At 69.5% G+C, this 545-nt stretch carries 1 pseudogene; it reads left to right on the top strand.

Going from position 1 to position 545, the window contains the following annotated elements:
* Positions 1-236, top strand: a pseudogene (locus CSC70_RS14140) (bifunctional diaminohydroxyphosphoribosylaminopyrimidine deaminase/5-amino-6-(5-phosphoribosylamino)uracil reductase RibD); the annotation flags it as partial.
* Between the last annotated feature and the right edge of the window lie 309 nt (positions 237-545).

Raw genomic sequence — 545 nt, 5'->3', positions numbered from 1 at the left:
CCTGCTGGACGCGGGACGGCGCCCGCGTGCGCTCCGGCCTGGACGCCCAGGTGCTGCAGTACATGGCGCCGCTGCTGCTGGGCGATACCGCCCGCCCGCTGCTGGCCGGGCTGGGCATCGAGGCCATGGCGCAGCGCGTACCGCTGCAGTTGCAGAACGTGCGCCAGCTCGGCGAGGACCTGCGCCTGCTGCTACGGCCGGCAGCCGGCGCCAGCGCGGATGCGGCCTCGCCCTGAGCGATCGCCGGTGATGCGCGCCGCCGCGCGCAAGGTTGCCGTGTGCCTCGCGACGCTTTGTCCCACCGGTGGCGCGCTGTACCGGGCGGCCGCCACGGCCGCGCCTGCTAGAATGCCCAGGCCGGTTCGCCGGCGACCACAAACGTCTTCAGGGCGGGGTGCGATTCCCCACCGGCGGTAGGGGCGGTCGCGCAGAAAAAAAAAAAAACAAACGAGACGAGCCAGGAGGAACTTCGACCAGTCGCAAGACACTCCACGTGGTAATCACACCACTGGGGCACATCTCCTGCACAGTTTGTTACGCGTGTA

Source organism: Pseudoxanthomonas kalamensis DSM 18571 (assembly GCF_010211745.1).
GTDB lineage: Bacteria > Pseudomonadota > Gammaproteobacteria > Xanthomonadales > Xanthomonadaceae > Pseudoxanthomonas_A > Pseudoxanthomonas_A kalamensis.
Note: the sequence above shows the minus strand (reverse complement) of the source record. Positions and strands in the feature narration are given on the sequence as shown.